The organism is Hansschlegelia sp. KR7-227 (genome assembly GCF_049446035.1).
In the GTDB taxonomy this organism is placed as follows: Bacteria; Pseudomonadota; Alphaproteobacteria; order Rhizobiales; family Methylopilaceae; genus Methylopila.
The window spans coordinates 158,151-174,141 of the sequence record NZ_JBMSEA010000003.1 but is presented as its reverse complement, the minus strand read 5'-3'; the positions used below and the strand labels follow the sequence as shown (position 1 = coordinate 174,141).

Genomic DNA, 15,991 nt, shown 5'->3' with positions numbered 1-15,991 from the left:
AGGCGACAGGCCGCGACATCTGTGCGCGGCATGGGCAAAGCCACCGCCGGAACGCGCATCGCACGGCCTCGGCGCCCGATGTTTAGCCATTCATCAGGGCGCGGGCGAGCCGGCCATGAGTCTCCAGCGCGCGGCCCCGATCGATCGAGACGCAGACGCCGTCCTCGACGATCACGCGGCCCTGGACTGCTGTCAGCGCGGCCTTCGAAGGGCCGCAGAACACGAGCGCCGCGACGGGGTCCCACTGGGCCCCGGCGAAGGCGACGTCCGACAGGTCGAAAGCCGCGACATCCGCCGCCTTGCCGGGCTCGAGCGATCCGATGTCGTCGCGGTTCAACGTCTTCGCGCCGCCGCGGGTGGCGATCTCCAGCGCCCGACGGGCGGTCAGCGCGCCGCCGCCCTTGGCCACGCGCTGCAGCAGCATCGCCTGCCGCGCCTCGTTCAGCATGTGCCCGGAATCGTTCGAGGCCGAGCCGTCGACGCCGAGGCCGACGGTCACGCCCGCCGCGAGCATCTCGCGCACCGGCGCCACGCCGCTGCCGAGCCGCATGTTCGAGCAGGGGCAATGCGCGACGCAAGCGCAGGTCCGCGCGAACAGGTCGATCTCGGACGCGTCGAGCTGGACGCAGTGCGCATGCCAGACGTCCGGCCCGCACCAGCCGAGCCCCTCGGCGTAGGCGCCGGGCCGCACGCCGAACCGCTCCAGCGAATAGGCGACGTCCTCGGCGTTTTCGGCGAGATGGGTGTGCAGGCCGACGCCGTAGCTCCGCGCGAGCGACGCGGCGTCGCGCATCAGGCCGCGGCTGACCGAGAAGGGCGAACACGGCGCGACGCCCACGCGAACCATGGAGAAGCGCCGGCCGTCATGGAACGCCTCGATCACGCGCCGGCTGTCGGCGAGGATCGCCTCCTCCCGCTCGACCAGCGCGTCCGGCGGCAGGCCGCCGTCGGATTCCCCGATGCTCAGGCCGCCGCGTGTCGGGTGGAAGCGCACGCCGATCTCGCCGGCGGCCTCGATCGAATCGTCGAGCCGGGCGCCGTTCGGAAACATGTAGAGGTGGTCGGCGCTGGTCGTGCAGCCGGTCTCGGCGAGTTCGGCCAGCCCCACCAGCGTCGACGCGCGGACATGCTCGGGACCCATCCGCCCCCAGATCGGGTAGAGCGCCCTCAGCCAGTCGAACAGCGGCGCGTCCTGGGCCGCGGGGACCGCGCGGGTGAGATTCTGGTAGAGGTGGTGATGGGTGTTGATCAGGCCGGGGATGACGATCCGGCCGGTCATGTCGAGCGTGACGTCGGCCTCGCGCGGCAGCTCGGCCGACGGCCCGACCTGTTCGATCACCCCGTCGCGCGCGAACAGCCCGCCGCCCGCGATCTCGCGCCGTGCGTCGTCCATCGTCACGAGGATGTCGGCGTTCTTCAGCAGCAGGGTCGGCACGGGCGGCGCTCCACGACAGGCAGGGACGATCCCTCTGGTCGCCCCGCCTGCGCATAAGTCGGCTTACGAACGGCCCAGGCGGAGGTCGCGTCCATCCTTATACGTCGCGTCATGCCCAAACTTTGACGCCGGATCCACCGATCGCTGGGCGCCGGACGCATGCGGGGCCGCCCGGAGCCGCGGCCCCGGACGGCCGCATCTTTCAAACCCGGCCGGCGAAAATGTCTTTCTTGACGATCGCGTGGACGCCCCAGTTGCCGTCGACCACCTGCGTCACGCCGAAGTCGACGCCGATCGACATCAGCGACACCGCCTCGTCTTCGGTGAGCTTCTGCGTCGTCATCAGGAAGTGGCGCATCTTGCGGAAGGCGTCGCGCATCGCGAGGTCGACCGACGACTTCGAATAGATGTCGGACTGCGCGGTCGGCCCGAGGTCCTTCAGGTAGTTCGCGAAGCTGAAGCCGTGGACGAGCCACTCGTCCTTGGTCTCCAGCATCGGATAGTCGAGCTCCTCGAGCGGCGTGCCGCCGAGGTCGGCCTTCTTGTGCAGGATCAGCTGGAAGACGCCGGTCAGCGAGCATTCGATCGCCGTGCCGCACAGCTCGCTGTCGCCCTGGCTGGCGTGCGGGTCGCCCACCGACAGCAGCCCGCCCTCGACCGCGACGGGGTAGTACATCGTCGCCCCCTTGCCGATGCGCCAGTTGTCGATGTTGCCGCCGGTGTAGCTCGGCGGGATCGTGTCGACATACTCGGCCTCCGCCGGCGCCAGCCCGAGCGTGCCGAAATGCGGACGAATCGGAATGCGCACGCCCTTCAGCACGTCGAAAGCGCGGTTGGTCTTGGAGTGGTCGACGGGCACGCCGGGATAGTCGATCGTCTCGTGGACGACGCCGAACGGATCGGTCTGGGGGACCCATTTGAAATTGTAGACCGCCTGCGCCCAGCTCTTGGAGCCGGACGAATCGACCTCGTAGATCGTCACCACCTCGCGCTTCTGGCCGCCCAGCATGTCGTTGTAGTGGTAGCCCCACCAGGCGGCGGCGTTCGAGCCGAAGGACTTGCCCTTGAAGGAGGGGTTGGCGCAGGGCCGCGGCGCGCAGTCGAGGATGCGCACCTCCAGCACGTCGCCGGGCTCGGCGCCGCGAACATAGACCGGCCCCGTCATGACATGGACGCCCTGGCCCTCGCCGGAGCCCTTCTTGTAGACCTTGGGGTCGGTCGAGCCCGCGCCGCGGCGGTCCACCCCCTTCTTGTCCTTGGTCCAGAGGAAGACGCTTTCAGCGCCCGGATCGCCCTGGACCATCCGCTCCTGGTCGTCGCAGGCGTGGTGGGTCAACGTCTCGATGGTGACGAGGTCGCCGGACTCGATCTCGACGCGCGGCTTCAAGCTTTTCGAGAAATAGCCCCAGTGCACGGTCTCGTCGGTCGCCGGAAGGTAATGGTGCTTACGTTCGCCGGGCGCGCGGGCGGCGGTCGCCTGCGCGAGAGCGGGCGTGACCAGCGAGGCGGCGCCGACGCCGAGCGTCGCGAGCCCGCCGGCCGCCACGAAGCCGCTCTTGAGGAAGCCGCGCCGCTCGGCGTTCAGGCCCTCCTTGAGCGCGCGGTAATGCAGCTCGAACTGCGGACAATTCGCGTCGTCGCCTTGGCACATCGTGGCGTCTCTCTAAGGTAATGGCGGGACCGGGGAGGCGGTGCGGCCCACCCCCGCGCGGGCCGCGACTTAGGCGGCTCGCAAGGTCGGCGCCAGCCGACGGCGTACACCACGGGAGAGCGACCGATGGCGAAAGAGATCTTCGTGTCCTACGGCGTCGACGTCGACGCGGTGGCTGGCTGGCTGGGCTCCTATGGCGGCGAGGACAGCCCCTGCGACATCTCCCGCGGCGTGTTCTCAGGCCGCGTCGGGTCTCTCCGGCTGCTGCGGCTGTTCGAGACATGGGGGATCCGCACCACCTGGTTCATCCCCGGCCATTCGATCGAGAGCTTCCCCGAGGAGATGAAGGCGGTCGCCGCCGCCGGCCATGAGATCGGCATGCATGGCTACAGCCACGAGAACCCGATCGCGATGACGCCGGAGCAGGAGGAGGCGATCTTCGACAAATGCGTCGAACTGATCGCGACGATCACCGGACAGGGCCCCCGCGGCTATGTCGCGCCCTGGTGGGAGTTCGGCTCAAAGACCAACGAGCTCCTGCAGAAGAAGGGCGTGCGCTACGACCACTCGCTGATGCACAACGACCACCATCCCTATTACGTCACCGTCGGCGACGCCTGGACCAAGATCGACTATGCGCAGCACCCCTCGGCGTGGATGAAGCCGTTCGTCTCCGGAGAGGAGACCGATCTGATCGAGATCCCGGCCTCCTGGTATCTCGACGACCTGCCGCCGATGATGTTCATCAAGGCCGCGCCCAACAGCCACGGCTTCGTCAACCCGCGCGACATTGAACAGATGTGGCGGGACCAGTTCGACTGGGTCTACGAAAATTACGACTACGCCGTCTTCCCGTTGACCATTCACCCCGACGTGTCCGGCAAGCCGCACGTGCTGAAGATGCACGAGCGCCTGTTCCAGCATTTCTCCGCCCATGACGGCGTCAAGTTCGTCGCAATGGAGGAGATCGCCGAGGATTTCGCGCGGCGCTTTCCGCGCTCGGGCGCGGCGCGGCCGCAGTCGTGAGCCGGGTCTCCCGAAACGCGCCGCGACGGGGCTGAGGCGGAGATGTGCGGTCTCTGCGGCGCGTTCGGCGCGAGCGCGCATTGGAGCGAGGGGATCGCCGACATGCGGCGGACCCCCGCGGCCGACCGCGTGCGGCGCTCGGCCGTCGCCAACGAGCTGCTCGGGCTCTACGGCCTGACGCTGAAGGAATGGGCGGGCCGCTTCACCCTGTCGTCGCGGACCGGCAAGGTCGCGATGGTGAATTCGCTCGGGGAGGTCTGGCCCGCGGCCGAGCGGCTGATCGGCCGGCCGTGCGATCCGCTCGATCCCGCGGTGATCGCAGCGCTCGAGGCGCAGGCGTGACGGCGATCCCGGTCGACGTGCTGACCGGGTTCCTCGGCGCCGGCAAGACCTCGCTGCTGAACCGCCTGCTGGCGACGCCGGAGTTTTCCGACGCGGCCGTGCTGATCAACGAGTTCGGCGAGATCGGGCTCGACCATCTGCTGGTGGAGCGCGTCGAGGGCGAAATCGTGCTGCTGAAGAGCGGCTGCGTCTGCTGCACCATCCGCGGCGACCTGAAGGAGGCGCTGCTCGGCCTGCTGGGGCGCCGCGCGCGCGGCGAGATCCCGGCCTTCGGCCGCGTGGTGACCGAGACGACCGGGCTTGCCGACCCCGCGCCGATCGCGGCGACGCTCGCGCTCGATCCCGCCCTTCGCCATCACGTGGCGCCGGGCGCGGTCGTCACGGTCGTCGACGCCGTCAACGGCGCCGCGACCCTCGACGCCCACGACGTCGCCGTCCGCCAAATCGCCGCCGCCGACCGGATCGTGCTGTCGAAGATCGACCTCGCCGCGCCTGCGGTGACGGAGGCGCTGACGCGCCGGCTCGCCAGGCTCAATCCGGCGGCGGAGGTGGTTCCGCTCGACGCGGAGGCGCCGGCGCCGCAGGCGCTGCTGCGCATGAACCCGCATGACGACGCGGCGCGCGGGCGGGAGGTCTCGCGCTGGCTTGCGGCCAAGGTCGAGCCCGAGGACGGCCGCCACGGCCCCGTCCGCGCCTTCGCGCTGACGGCGGACCGTCCGCTCGACTGGGCGCGCTTCGGCCTCTGGCTGTCCATGCTGCTGAACTGCCATGGCGGCTCGATCCTCCGTTTGAAGGGCCTGCTGGAGGCGGAGGGCGTGGCGACGCCCGTCGTGATCCAGGGCGTGCAGCACCTCGTCCACGCGCCGAGCCATCTCGCGGCCTGGCCGCTGGGACGGCGAGGGACGAGGCTCGTCGTCATCGCCCGCGACCTCGATCCCGCTGTGGTCGAACGCTCGTTTCGGGCGTTCTGCGCGCCGGGAGAGCGCGCCGCGCCGCCCCTCTCCGCCGCGAATGCCCAATAATTAGGCGATGCAGGCCGCCTTGGGCGTCTCCGCGCCGCTCCCCGTTGGGCCGCGGCGCCTGGGGCGACCGGCTGACCGTTCGGGGAACGCGGGCGGTCTCACGGCTGGCTGTTGGCCAGCCGCCGCCCCGTCAATCACCCCGATCACCTTGTCGACAGCGGGCCCGGCTTCGCGCTTAGGTGGCATGGCTGTTGCAGCCGCAGGCTGTCCTTCGCCTGGAGCCCGGATGTCCAGCGCCGCCACGATCGATCTCGCCTCCGTCACCAAGCGCTACGGCGACGACGCCGTCGCGGTCGACGCCATCAGCCTCAAGATCAAGGCCGGGACCTATTGCTGCCTGCTCGGGCCCTCCGGCTGCGGCAAGACCTCGACGCTCCGGATGATCGCCGGCCATGAGACGGTGAGTTCGGGCGACATCAGGCTCGGCGACGTCGTCGTCACCGACCTGCCGCCGGCGAAGCGCCACACCTCGATGATGTTCCAGTCCTACGCGCTGTTCCCGCATCTCGACCTTGTCGACAACGTCGCTTTCTCGCTGAAGATGAAGGGGACGCCGAAGGCCGAGCGCCGGGCCAAAGCGCTCGAGATGCTGAAGCTCATGCACATGGAGCCGTACGCCTCGAGGCGGCCGGCCCAGCTCTCCGGCGGCCAGCAGCAGCGGGTCGCGCTCGCCCGCGCGCTGATCACGAGCCCGCAGGCGCTGCTGCTCGACGAGCCGCTGTCGGCGCTCGACCCGTTTCTGAAGGTGCGCATGCGCCAGGAATTGAAGCGCCTGCAGCGCGACCTCGGCGTCACCTTCGTCCACGTCACCCACAGCCAGGAGGAGGCGATGGCGCTGGCCGACCTCGTGGTGGTGATGTCGAACGGCCGGATCGAGCAGGCGGCCGAGCCGCGCGAGATCTTCCACCGGCCGGCGACCGCCTTCGTCGCCCGCTTCATGGGCGACCACAACGTGCTGGCGGGCAAGGTGACAGCGCTCGACGCCGAGGGCGCCACGCTTTCGGCTCCCGAGGGCGTGTCGTTCCGCATCCCGTCGGCCCCGCATCTCGCGGTCGGCGAGGTCGCCGAGGCCGCCGTCCGGCGCGATCGCATCGCGATCGGCGAGAGCCCGACGCCCGGGCTCGGCTTCACCGGCCATGTCCGCAACATCGAATATCGCGGCGGCTCGATGAAGGTCGTGCTCGACGCGCCCGGCGTCGAGGATTTCACGGTCTACGCCGACGAAGCCGCCTTCGACGCCAGGCCCCACGCGGTGGGCGACGCGGTCGCCTTGTCCTGGGCGCTGCCGGACGTCTGCGTCCTCAAGCCCTCGGCCCATTGAGAAACGACGCATAGGAGAAGCGCCATGACCGACACGACGGAAACGCCGAACGGCCTCGACCGACGCACCCTCCTGAAACGCGGAGCGGCCGCGGCGGGCCTCGCCGCCGGCTCGGGCGCGATCACCGGCTTTCCCACGATCTGGGCTCAGAACATCAAGGACGTGACGCTCCGCCAGTTCGGCACCGGCGTCTCGAACCTCAACGCCATAGCCGACAAGGTGAAGGAGGATCTCGGCTTCAAGCTGCAGATGACCGCGCTCGACTCCGACGCCGTCACCCAGCGCACCGTGACCCAGCCCGACAGCTACGACATCGCCGACATCGAATACTGGATCTGCAAGAAGGTGTTTCCGACCGGCGCGCTGCAGCCGATGGATGTCAAGAAGATCAAATATTACGACCAGATCGTCCCGATCTTCACCACGGGCAAGCTGACGCCCGAGAGCGTGATCGCGCAAGGCACGGCGCCGCATTCCGTGAGCTTCGTCGAGGCGCCCGGCGCGAAGAAGTTCGCCTCCCAGCCGACGCAGTGGATGACGCTGATCCCGACGATCTACAACGCCGACACGCTGGGCATCCGCCCCGACCTCGTCGGCCGGCCGATCGCCAACTGGAAGGACATTCTCGACCCGAAGTTCAAGGGCAAGGCTTCGATCCTCAACATCCCCTCGATCGGCATCATGGACGCCGCGATGATCTGCGAGAGCGCAGGGATCATCAAATATGGCGACAAGGGCAACATGACCGAGGCGGAGATCGACACCACGATCGCCACTTTGATCGAGGCCAAGAAGGGCGGACAGTTCCGCGCCTTCTGGAAGACCTTCGACGAGAGCGTGAACCTGATGTCGTCGGGCGAGGTGATCATCCAGTCGATGTGGTCGCCGGCCGTGACGGCGGTCCGCTCCAAGGGCATTCCTTGCGTCTACCAGCCGCTGAGCGAGGGCTACCGCGCATGGGGCGGAGGGCTCGGAATCGGCAAGAACGTCAAGGGTCTGCAGCTCGACGCGGCCTATGAATACATCAATTGGTACCTGTCCGGCTGGTGCGGCGCCTATCTCAACCGGCAGGGCTACTATTCCGCCTGCCTGTCGACGGCGAAGAACCACATGTCGCCCGAGGAATGGGCGTTCTGGATGGAGGGCAAGCCCGCCGCCGCCGAGATCAAGTCGCCCGACGGCAAGCCGATCGAGAAGGCGGGCGCCGTGCGCGACGGCGGCTCCTTCGAGGAGCGCATGGGCAAGGTGGCCTGCTGGAACGCGGTCATGGACAAGGACCGCTACATGGTCCGCAAATGGAACGAGTTCATCGCGGCGTGAGCGTCATGAGGTGCGTCATCTCGGCTCCCTTCCCCGACGCCGGAGGGGGACATCCGCGTCCGGCGCGGCGACGGGCGACGGGGAGGCGGGCGCATGGCCGCGACGGCTGAGGCTCCCGACGTCTCCGCCCAAGCCGGGGTCGCGGCCGCCGCGAGGCGCCGGCGCGCGTTCCCGCTCGCTCCCTATCTGCAGGCCATGCCGCTCGGGCTGATCCTCGGCGTGTTCCTCGTCCTGCCGATCGCGGCGATCGTGATCGTCAGCTTCTGGGACTATGACAGCGTCCAGATCTACCCCGCTTTCATCACCCTGAACTACGCCGAGACTCTCGGCTCCTGGGTGACCTGGAAGACCTTCCTCAACACGCTGAAATTCGTCGCCATCGTCTGGGCGATCACGCTGGTCGTCGGATTCTGGGTCGCCTATTTCCTGGCCTTCCACGTGCGCACGTCGAAGATGCAGACGGTGCTGTTTCTCGTGTGCACGGTGCCGTTCCTGACCTCGAACATCATCCGGATGATCTCCTGGGTGCCGTTCCTCGGCCGCAACGGCCTGCTGAACTCAGCCCTCGTCGATCTCGGAATCGTGCCGGCGCCGCTCGAGTTCCTGCTGTTCTCGGAGTTCGCCGTCGTGCTCGCCATGGTGCATCTCTATGCGCTGTTCATGGTGACGCCGATCTTCAACACGCTGGTCCGCATCGACCGCTCGCTGATCGAAGCCGCGCGCGACGCCGGCGCGAACGGCTGGCAGATCCTCACCAACGTCATCATCCCGCTGGCGAAGCCCGGCATCGCGATCGGCTCGATCTTCGTCGTCACGCTGGTGCTCGGCGATTTCATCACCGTCCGCTTCATGTCGGGCGGCCAGTCCGCCTCGATGGGGCTGATGATCGCGAACCAGATCTCGCTGCTGCAGTATCCCGCGGCCGCCGCCAACGCCGTCGTGCTGCTGGTGCTCGTGCTCTTCATGGTCGCGGCGATCCTGCGGGTCGTCGACATCCGCAAGGAGCTGTGATGGGCGGAAGGCGGGACCGTGCTGCGTGCTTCGAGACGCCGGCCTATGGCCGGCTCCTCAGCATGAGGGTCGTCGAGGACGGCGGGCTCAGACCTCCTCATGCCGAGGAGGCCCGAAGGGCCGTCTCGAAGCACGCGGTATGGCGATCCGGGCCAGGGAGGTCCTGATGCAGGCGGACAAGCGCGGTCCCGGCTTCTACGTCCTCGCGGCCTTCTTCGGCCTGTTCGTGCTGTTCCTCTACGGCCCGCTGTCGACGATCCTGATCCTCGCCTTTCAGGGGCCGAACGGCGGGCTGACCTTCCCGATGAACGGCGTTTCGCTGCGCTGGTTCGCGAACCTGTTCGAGCAGCAGGCGGTGGGGGATTTCGGCGGGTCGTTCTCGCGCTCGCTCATCCTCGGACTGATGGTGATGGCGACGACCGTGGTGGTGTCGCTGCTCGCGGGCCTCGCCTTCCGGCGCGGCTTCCTCGGCTCGACCGCGCTGTTCTATCTCGCGATCTCGAGCCTCGTCGTGCCGTCGATCCTGATCAGCCTCGGCATCGGGCTCGCCTTCCAGATCTTCGGCCTGGAGTCCGCGTGGTACTCCTCCGCCTTCGGAGCGCATCTCACCTGGACGCTGCCCTTCGGCGTGCTGATCATGTTCGCGGTGTTCAACCGCTTCTCGCCGGCCTACGAGGAGGCGGCGCGCGACCTCGGCGCGTCGAACTGGCAGGCGTTCGCTTATGTGGTCCTGCCGATCATCCTGCCGAGCCTCGTCGGCGTCGGCCTGTTCGGCTTCACGCTGTCCTATGACGAGTTCGCCCGCACGCTGATGACCGCCGGCTCCTTCAACACGCTGCCGCTCGAGATCTACGGCATGACGACCAACGTCACGACGCCCGTGCTCTATGCGCTCGGCGCCGTGACCACGCTGGTGTCCTTCGGGGTGATCGGAGCGGCGCTCGCCGGCGTCGCGCTGATCGCCCGCCAGCGCCGCAAGCTCGGCGTGTCGTGAAGCTCCTCGTCGTCAATCCCAACACAACCGCCTCGATGACCGCGACGATCGCCGCGGCCGCGCGGGCGGTCGCCGCGCGCGAGACGGAGATCGTCGCGGTCACCTCCGCGATGGGCCCCGTTTCGATCGAGGGCTTCTACGACGAGGCCTTCGCCGTCCCCGGCGTGATCCACGCGATCGCCGAGGGGGAGACAGCGGGCGCGCAGGCCGCGATCATCGCCTGTTTCGACGACACCGGCCTCGACGCCGCGCGCACGAGCGCGGCGATCCCGGTGATCGGCATCTGCGAGGCGGCTCTCGTCACCGCCGGCCAGATCGCCAAGCGCATCGGCGTCGTCACCACGCTCGCGCGCTCGGTCGTCCCGCTCGAGGAGCTGGTTCGCCGCTACGGCTTCGCGGAGCGCGCGCGCGTCACCGCCTGCGACGTGCCCGTGCTCGCGCTGGAGGACGAGAGTTCGGACGCCCGCGGAAAACTGGAGGACGAGATCGGGCGCGCCGTCGCCGGCGGCGCCGAGGCGATCGTGCTCGGCTGCGCCGGCATGGCCGATCTCGCCGCGGAGCTAACGCTGCGCTTCGGGCTGCCTGTCGTCGACGGCGTGGCGGCGGCGGTCAAGCAGGCGGAGGCCCTCGTCGCGCTCGGGCTTGCGACCTCGAAGCGCGGCGCCTATGCGAGCCCCTCGCCAAAATCCTACGCCGGCGCGATGGCGCCCTTCGCGCCGCGCGCCTGACCTCAGCGCAGACGCAGGCGACGCCCGCGGCCGTCACGCGCCGGCGCGCGCGTTTCCGGTCTCGACGGCGAGCGGGACGTAATGATGCGGCAGGCGCATCGTCACGAGGTCCTTCCGCCGGATCGGATTGGTCGGGTAGGGCGTGGCGAGGTTGGTCGTGTCGAGGCTCGACACGGCGATCCCCTCGCCCTCGACCACGATCGCCTCGGTCCTCGGAAAGGTGAAGGTCTCTGGGCCGAACACGCCGCTCTGGCCGGGATAGCCGTTCTCCGGGTCGACCACGTTGGCGAAGGCGAAGACGAGATTGTTCTCGCCCGCCCGCGCGCGGAAATGATGCCAGTGGAACGGGTCCGCCCCGGTCGGGATCGGATAGTTCTGCTTCACGCTCGTGCCGGCGTGGCCTGAGGCGAAGACTCCGGTCTGCGCGGCCGGGCAGGCGATGAGGTCGCAGCCGCGCAGCGCCAGAATGCGTCCCGCCTCGGGAAACAGCGCGTCATGGCCGATGAGCAGGCCGACGCGGCCGATCGGCAGGTCATAGACCGCCCAGGCGTCGCCCGCCGTGGCCCAGGGTCGGTCGTGAGCGGCCAGATGGATCTTGCGGTAGACGCCGACGACGCCCTCCGGCCCGACCAGCGCCGCGGAATTGTAGACGGCGTCGCCGTCCGCCTCGGCCAGCCCCGCGACGATGTGGATCCCGAGCCGGGAGGCGATCGCGTACAGCCGCGCCACGGACGCGCCCGCCAAGGGCTCGGCCCGCGAGGCCGGGTCCTCGAGCCCGGTGATCGAGAGTTCGGGGAAGACCACGAGCGCCGCGCCGCGCTCAGCAGCCTCGGCCGCGAGCTCGGCGATCCTGGCGAGATTGGCGGCGACGTCGGTCGTCGGGCGGAACTGCGCGGCCGCGATCTTGGACAGCCGCCCGGGCGGAAGCCGGCGATGGCCGTAGAGGCCGAAGAAGTCGAGCGGGTTCCAGCCGGATTGGCCGGTCGGCAGCTCGCGGTAGAGCTTCGGCCGCCGCTGCGCGAAGGTCGGCTCGCCCAGCACCAGGCGCTCGCGGGCGCGGTCGGTGTCGATCGTCGCATAGGCGATGCCGTCGCCGCCGTCGATCACCGCGGCGATCGTCCCGTCCGGCTCGATGACGCAGCTGCCGCCGCTGAACTGGACGGTGCGCTCCAGCCCCCAGCGGTTGCTCTCGATGAGATAGCAGGAATTCTCGAAGGCGCGGCTGATCCAGTAGGGCGCGGGCGTGCGCTCCGACAGCCAGTTCGAGACGTGGCAGATCACGTCGGCGCCGTCGAGCGCGACGAGGCGGGCGGTCTCGACGAAATGGATGTCCATGCAGATGAGCAGCGCGATCCGACCGAGCGGCGTCTCGAACACCTGATGGCCGAGATCGCCCGGCGCCGCCCATTTCGGTTCGGAGATGTAAGGGTGCGACTTGCGGTGCTTGCCGACCACGCCCTCGGGACCGATCAGCGCCGCGGAATTGTAATAGAGACCGGTGGTCGGCTCGACCTCCGGCATGCCGATGACGACATAGGCGCCGGTCGCCCTGGCGATTTCGGCGAAACGGTCCGTGGTCGGGCCCGGAATGGTCTCGACCTGCGACGCGACCTCGTCGCGATCGAACCAGCAGTAGCCCGTGGTCCCCATCTCGGGCGTGACGATCAGCTCGGCGCCGCCGGCTGCGGCTTCGCGCACGAGCTCGATCAGCCGGGCGACGTTGCGCTCCTTCTCGAACATCGTGGGTTCGAACTGGACGGCGGCGGCCTTGAAAATCGGCATGGAGACGGACCTTCCTCGTGCGGCGCGTCGGCCGCGCCGGTCGACGTCGCGCCCGGCGAAAGCGACGTTCCGACGGTCATAAAGAAACGCCGCGCCCCTCCGAAGAGTGGCGCGGCGGCATGCTCCCGGCAGGGATCCCGGTGTTACTTGAGCTTGCTGAGCGAGGTGTCGAACGAGAGGCTCGCCATGAACCGCGCGCCGCACGAATTGCGCTGGCCGATGAAGGTGGCGCACTCGCTGCGCGACAGCTGGCTGTCGGTGTAGCGCAGGTCGAGCGTCATCGCCTTGTAGCTCACGCCGCCGCCGGCGTTCCAGAAGGTGTAGTCCGGAACGAACTTCTTCTCGGCCCAGAACCGGCCGATCTCCGCCGAGATGTAGAACTTGAGGTTCGGCGCGGCGTCGAAGCTCGGCAGGCTGTACTTGCCGAACAGCGAGGCGTGCGTGCTGTCGATGCCGGTGTTGATGAAATCGCTGGTCCAGTAGACGTTGGCGCCGATCGAGAGGTCGTCGCTGAACGCATACTTGGCGATGCCGTAGATTTTCCAGAAGTCGAGCGACCGGAAGCCCTTATCGGCGCCGACATAGTCGATGTAGAGGTAGCCGCCGTCGAGGGTCAGGCCGCCCCAGCTGTGACGAAGGCCGCCATAGTAGTCGAGCTCGGCGCTCGGATCGCTGCCGCCGAAGTTGACGTTCGAGCCCCAGAAGCCGGCATAGACCCAGTCGAAGGCGGACAGTTCCGCATAGCCCTGGATCGCCGGGTCGCCGCTGGTCTGGCTCACGCTGCGCAGGTTGTATTCGCTGGCCAGCTTGACGCCGAACGCGATGTCGAAGTTCGAGATCGCTTCGCCGACCATCGGCGCGGGCTCGGACAGGTCAGCTGCGTAAGCCGCCTGAGCGGCCGGAAAACACGCGAGCGCGGTCACGACCGCCCCGCAGGCATGCTTGGTAAACCACGACATTTCTTCAGTCCCCCGTAGGTCGGTCGATGCGCCGATTTAAGCGACGTCTAGCTGTTTAGACTAGGGTCATTTTGCACCTGCGAGAAAGATGAGCCCAAGTGTTGCTTTTTTGATGCACAATCTTCGGTAAGCCCATGACGTCATTCGCTCGTTACAATCGGGCGATTGACGCGGCGAATGCTCCGCCTGCTCTTAAAGTGAGCAATCGCCGAAATAGTGTGCTCGGCTCCGGCCGTAGCGGATACGTTAACTTTTGACCCCAGCCATCTTCTTGAAGAGAAAGATGCTGGACCCGACGCCATCCCTGCTTGCGGGCGGCACGCGGAATTGTTCGGTCATGTAGCGGTAGACGATATGAGCCGCGGCCGGCGACAAAGCGGGCTTCCAGAGCCAGATGTCGCGCTCGGGATCGATGGCGTTGTCCTGGAACAACGCCTTCGGCGCGTCGGCCGAGCAGCCCACCCGCCACTCCTCCGCCTTCCCGCCAAACTCCTTGATGTAGCTCAGGAACTCGAACTTTATCTGCTGCGCGCTGAAGACCATGGCGGTCAGCCCGGCACGGGCATGAGGCGCGCGTGACGGGAGGCGTCCGCCGTGCGCGCCCGCCAGCGATCCACGCCCGCGGCGCCGCTGCGCTTCTCGTCCGACGACATTTGAGAGACGACGGCCTCTAGAGCATTCAGCGCATTGCCGATTCCATGCTGCGCTGCAAGGGACAGCCAGACATAGGCCTCGACCCTATCCTTCGCGACGCCGAGGCCGTTGGCGTAGAGGAAGCCCAGCCGCGCCTGCGACGGGTAGTGGCCGGCTTCCGCCGCCTTGCGATACCAGGCCGCGGCGGCCGCCGGGTCGTTCGGAACGCCCTGGCCCTTGGAGTAGAGCGTCGCGAGATTGTACTGCGCGAACTGGTCGCCCTGCTCCGCGGCCCGCGTCAGCCACGCCGCGCCCTCCTCGGCGTTCTGCGCCACGCCCTGGCCCATGGCGAGCATCGCGCCGACATTGGTCTGCGCCAGCACGTTCCCGGATTCGGCGCCGGCGAGATACAGCGCGAACGCCATCGGCAGCGACGCCTGAACGCCTTCGCCATGGGCGTACATCACGCCGAGCCAGGTCTTGGCGTCGGGGTCGCCCTGGTTGGCGAGAGCCGAAAACAGGGCGAAGGCTTCCTCGAAGGCGCCGCGATTGTAGGCGGAGACGGCGCCGGCGAGGGAGGAGCCTTCGTCGGCTTCGACGCGCATGGACAGCATGGAGGTCAGCCTCTCGGATTCTGGAACAGCGGCTGCTCGATCGGGCCGCGCGGCATGCGCTCGACGCGGGCGGCGAGGGCGCGCTGCATCCAGCGGCCATGGGGGTCCGACTGCCGGGGCAGGGCCGCGGACCGGGTTTCGGGCCGGAAGCTCGTGGCCCATCGGGCGGCGGCGAGGTGCTCGGCCGCGGCTTCGGTCGCGCGCCCGGCGATCTCGGGACGCCAGCGCTCGACGGAGCCGGCGGCGTCCGCGCCATAGACGCAGACCCGGCACAGCGTCTGGCCGATCGCGGTCTGCTGGAGCACGAGCGCGAGCGTCTCGCTCTCCGTCGCGATCAGCACGAGATTGGGGAAGAGCCAGGCGGTCCGGGCGGCCCGGCCGTCGAGCAGCGTCGTCTCGGCGAGGATCCAGCCGGCGTCCTCATCCTCGGCGACCGGCGCGCCGCCGGCGAGATGCTGGCCGAGCAGCTTCCAGTTCGCGGCGAACTCCAGCCAGACCTCGTCCGAGCGGACCGGCTTGTGATTGCCGAAGAAGCCCGCGGTCTTGTTCAGCGCGGCGAGGCTCGTCTCGGGCGAGGCGGGAGCGACGTCGAGGTTGACGAAGATCAGCGGACCCCAGCTGCGAACGCTCGCGGTCAGCAGACGCTCGGGCCGCAGCCCGAGATATTGGTGCATCTCGGGCGTCCCGTCGCCGAGGTCGCCCGCCGGGATCGCCGGCCGGTCGCGGCTGTAGCCGCAGGAGGTGAAGGAGCATTTCGTCTTGGCGCCGGTCTGGCACTGCAGCGGCACCATGCGGCAGCCGCCATGCTGCGCCTTGTTGAAGCGCCCCTGGAGCCTGCCCTCGGCGGAGCGCTGGACGTGCACGCCATGGGTCCCGACGGTGAAGGGCAGCAGGTCGCCCTCGTTCGGGATCGCCTCATGCGAGCCGACGCAGACCCAGTCCCGCGTCCAGACCGCTTCGTCCTCAAGCTGCGTGAAGCGCAGGGAGCGGAAGGCGGCGGGCGGCAGCACCGTCGGCTCGGGGGCGAGCGCGGCGGCGTAGAACGCGGAGCCGGCCAGGTCCTGGCCTTCGTCGCGATAGCCGAGATCGGGTCGGTGCGGCATGGGACGAGACGCCTTTCGCTCGGTCGAGGCGGTCCCCGGCGTCCGCGAGG

15 protein-coding genes are annotated in these 15,991 nt (G+C 68.7%); 8 read left to right on the top strand and 7 right to left on the bottom strand.

Annotated features, from left to right (window positions below; all coding sequences use genetic code 11):
• Nucleotides 1-82: 82 nt before the first annotated feature.
• Together ACO2RJ_RS18310 and ACO2RJ_RS18305 are read right to left on the bottom strand one after the other, a co-directional pair.
• Nucleotides 83-1,435 (bottom strand): 8-oxoguanine deaminase, encoded by a 1,353-nt coding sequence (locus tag ACO2RJ_RS18310; protein WP_423269572.1) that lies wholly within the window; start codon nt 1,433-1,435, stop codon nt 83-85.
• 202 nt (nt 1,436-1,637) lie between these two features.
• Nucleotides 1,638-3,086 (bottom strand): acetamidase/formamidase family protein, encoded by a 1,449-nt coding sequence (locus tag ACO2RJ_RS18305; protein WP_423269571.1) that lies wholly within the window; start codon nt 3,084-3,086, stop codon nt 1,638-1,640.
• A gap of 126 nt (nt 3,087-3,212) precedes the next feature.
• On the opposite strand from ACO2RJ_RS18305, the gene ACO2RJ_RS18300 reads away from it, so the two are divergent.
• The 8 genes from ACO2RJ_RS18300 (at nt 3,213) to ACO2RJ_RS18265 (ending at nt 10,850) form a co-directional block, all read left to right on the top strand.
• A complete protein-coding gene (locus ACO2RJ_RS18300) occupies nt 3,213-4,112 on the top strand; it encodes a polysaccharide deacetylase family protein (RefSeq protein ID WP_423269569.1) in 900 nt (299 codons plus the stop codon).
• A gap of 102 nt (nt 4,113-4,214) precedes the next feature.
• Nucleotides 4,215-4,454, top strand: coding sequence for a hypothetical protein (locus tag ACO2RJ_RS18295; RefSeq protein WP_423269568.1), 240 nt, complete (start codon nt 4,215-4,217; stop codon nt 4,452-4,454).
• Nucleotides 4,451-5,476, top strand: coding sequence for a CobW family GTP-binding protein (locus tag ACO2RJ_RS18290; protein ID WP_423269567.1), 1,026 nt, complete (start codon nt 4,451-4,453; stop codon nt 5,474-5,476). The genes ACO2RJ_RS18295 and ACO2RJ_RS18290 overlap by 4 nt, the downstream gene beginning before the upstream one ends.
• 226 nt (nt 5,477-5,702) lie before the next feature.
• On the top strand, nt 5,703-6,797 hold the full coding sequence (locus ACO2RJ_RS18285; RefSeq protein WP_423269566.1) for an ABC transporter ATP-binding protein: 1,095 nt from the start codon (nt 5,703-5,705) through the stop codon (nt 6,795-6,797).
• A gap of 24 nt (nt 6,798-6,821) precedes the next feature.
• Nucleotides 6,822-8,117, top strand: a complete 1,296-nt coding sequence (locus ACO2RJ_RS18280; RefSeq protein ID WP_423269565.1) for an ABC transporter substrate-binding protein — start codon at nt 6,822-6,824, stop codon at nt 8,115-8,117.
• Between the two features lie 195 nt (nt 8,118-8,312).
• Nucleotides 8,313-9,128 (top strand): ABC transporter permease, encoded by an 816-nt coding sequence (locus tag ACO2RJ_RS18275; protein ID WP_423269829.1) that lies wholly within the window; start codon nt 8,313-8,315, stop codon nt 9,126-9,128.
• A 166-nt stretch (nt 9,129-9,294) separates the two neighbouring features.
• Nucleotides 9,295-10,122, top strand: a complete 828-nt coding sequence (locus ACO2RJ_RS18270; protein WP_423269564.1) for an ABC transporter permease — start codon at nt 9,295-9,297, stop codon at nt 10,120-10,122.
• Complete coding sequence (locus ACO2RJ_RS18265; RefSeq protein WP_423269563.1) at nt 10,119-10,850, top strand: aspartate/glutamate racemase family protein; 732 nt, start codon at nt 10,119-10,121, stop codon at nt 10,848-10,850. Before ACO2RJ_RS18270 ends, ACO2RJ_RS18265 begins: the two co-directional genes overlap by 4 nt.
• 33 nt (nt 10,851-10,883) lie before the next feature.
• On the opposite strand, the gene ACO2RJ_RS18260 is transcribed toward ACO2RJ_RS18265, so the two are convergent.
• From ACO2RJ_RS18260 to ACO2RJ_RS18240, 5 genes are all read right to left on the bottom strand, one after another.
• Nucleotides 10,884-12,632: a nitrilase-related carbon-nitrogen hydrolase gene (locus tag ACO2RJ_RS18260; RefSeq protein ID WP_423269562.1), complete on the bottom strand. Its 1,749-nt coding sequence runs from the start codon at nt 12,630-12,632 to the stop codon at nt 10,884-10,886.
• Nucleotides 12,633-12,775: 143 nt separating this feature from the next.
• The gene (locus ACO2RJ_RS18255; RefSeq protein WP_423269561.1) at nt 12,776-13,591 is read right to left on the bottom strand and encodes a TorF family putative porin; all 816 of its coding nucleotides are present in this window, start codon (nt 13,589-13,591) and stop codon (nt 12,776-12,778) included.
• A 246-nt stretch (nt 13,592-13,837) separates the two neighbouring features.
• Nucleotides 13,838-14,134, bottom strand: a complete 297-nt coding sequence (locus ACO2RJ_RS18250) for a hypothetical protein (protein WP_423269560.1) — start codon at nt 14,132-14,134, stop codon at nt 13,838-13,840.
• Between the two features lie 5 nt (nt 14,135-14,139).
• The gene (locus tag ACO2RJ_RS18245; RefSeq protein ID WP_423269559.1) at nt 14,140-14,838 is read right to left on the bottom strand and encodes a tetratricopeptide repeat protein; all 699 of its coding nucleotides are present in this window, start codon (nt 14,836-14,838) and stop codon (nt 14,140-14,142) included.
• Between the two features lie 5 nt (nt 14,839-14,843).
• Nucleotides 14,844-15,941 carry a ring-hydroxylating oxygenase subunit alpha gene (locus ACO2RJ_RS18240; RefSeq protein ID WP_423269558.1) on the bottom strand — a complete coding sequence of 366 codons (1,098 nt, stop codon included), beginning with the start codon at nt 15,939-15,941 and terminating at the stop codon, nt 14,844-14,846.
• Nucleotides 15,942-15,991: the final 50 nt, after the last annotated feature.